This window comes from Dietzia sp. CQ4 (genome assembly GCF_014145125.1).
GTDB lineage: Bacteria > Actinomycetota > Actinomycetes > Mycobacteriales > Mycobacteriaceae > Dietzia > Dietzia natronolimnaea.
This window is the reverse complement of sequence record NZ_JAALDZ010000055.1, coordinates 1-1,441: the sequence shown is the minus strand read 5'-3', so window position 1 is coordinate 1,441 and position 1,441 is coordinate 1. Positions and strand designations below refer to the sequence as shown.

The following is a 1,441-nucleotide window of genomic DNA, read 5'->3' as shown; positions in this document are numbered from 1 at the left end:
GGGTAAGTCCCCTGGAGTGGTGGGGTTTGGGGGCCGGGGTTTGGGCTGGCGACGGTGTGGCGGCCCGCCAAGGGGGTGGGCCATCGCGTAGTGGTCAATGAGTTACCGCCAAGTAGCTCACGAAAGGACACACCACGCGATGACCCATTCCCATTCTGGCGTACACGCCCAGTTGGATGCACTCCTGTCCGCCGATCCGCAGGCGATGTTCGCCGAACTCGTCCGCGCCGGCCTGCAGGCGCTGATCGAGGCCGAAGCCGCCACCAAGATCGGGGCCGACCGCTACGAGCGCTCAGAGGGCCGGACAACCCATCGCAACGGCCACCGCACCAAGACGGTCTCGACCCCGGCCGGGGACATCGAGGCGCGGATCCCGAAGCTGCGATCGGGGTCGTTCTTTCCGGCCCTGCTCGAGCGGCGCCGCCGGGTCGACCGGGCCCTGTACGCGGTGATCATGCAGGCCTACGTCCACGGAGTCTCCACCCGCGGAGTCGACGACCTGGTCCGCGCCCTGGGAGTCGACACCGGCATCTCCAAGTCCGAGGTCTCCCGCATCTGTGCCGACCTGGACGCCGAGGTCGAGGCGTTTCGCACCCGCACGCTGGCCCACACCGAGTTCCCGTACGTGTTCGCTGACGCGACGTTCTGCAAGGTCCGTATCGGTGCGCACGTGGTATCTCATGCCATGGTCGTGGCCACTGGCGTTTCCGCTGATGGCACCCGCGAAGTGCTCGGCACCGCCGTCGGAGACAGCGAATCGTACGAGTTCTGGAGCGACTTCCTGCGCTCGCTCAAGGCCCGTGGGCTGACCGGGGTGCACCTGGTCATATCCGATGCCCATGCGGGCCTGAAAGCGGCCGTGGCGCAGCAGTTTGTGGGCGCGGCGTGGCAGCGCTGCCGGGTGCACTTCATGCGCAACCTGCACGGCGCGGTCGCGTCAAAGCACGCACCCGCGGTGACCGCGGCGGTCAAGACGATCTTCGCCCACACCGACCCCAAGGATGTGGCCGCGCAGTGGGACCAGGTCGCCGACACCTTCGCCGGCTCGTTCCCCAAGGCGCACCAGATGATGCGCGAGGCCAAAACCGACGTCTTGGCCTTCACCGCATTCCCGAAAGGGCACTGGCAGAAGATCTGGTCCAACAACCCGATCGAGCGGCTGAACAAGGAGATCAAGCGCCGCGCCGACGTCGTGGAGATCTTCCCCAACCCGGCCGCGTTCCTACGGCTGGCGACCTCCGTGGTGATCGACCAACACGACGAATGGCAAGTCGGCCGCCGCTACCTGTCAGAGAGCTCCATGGCCGAGCTCCGAGCCGTCATCGCGACCAAGCAACACGCCCTCGACACCGGTAGTGGTTATGATCCAAACACGGAACTCGTTGATCACTGCGACTGACCAGACGCGGAACCGATTCCCACCACATCACGGGGCACTATC

The 1,441-nt window shown here is 66.2% G+C and carries 1 protein-coding gene; it reads left to right on the top strand.

Annotation, left to right across the window (positions count from 1 at the left end; translation table 11 throughout):
- Window positions 1-139: 139 nt before the first annotated feature.
- Window positions 140-1,399, top strand: coding sequence for an IS256 family transposase (locus G6031_RS03980; protein WP_182652511.1), 1,260 nt, complete (start codon window positions 140-142; stop codon window positions 1,397-1,399).
- Window positions 1,400-1,441 lie beyond the last annotated feature (42 nt).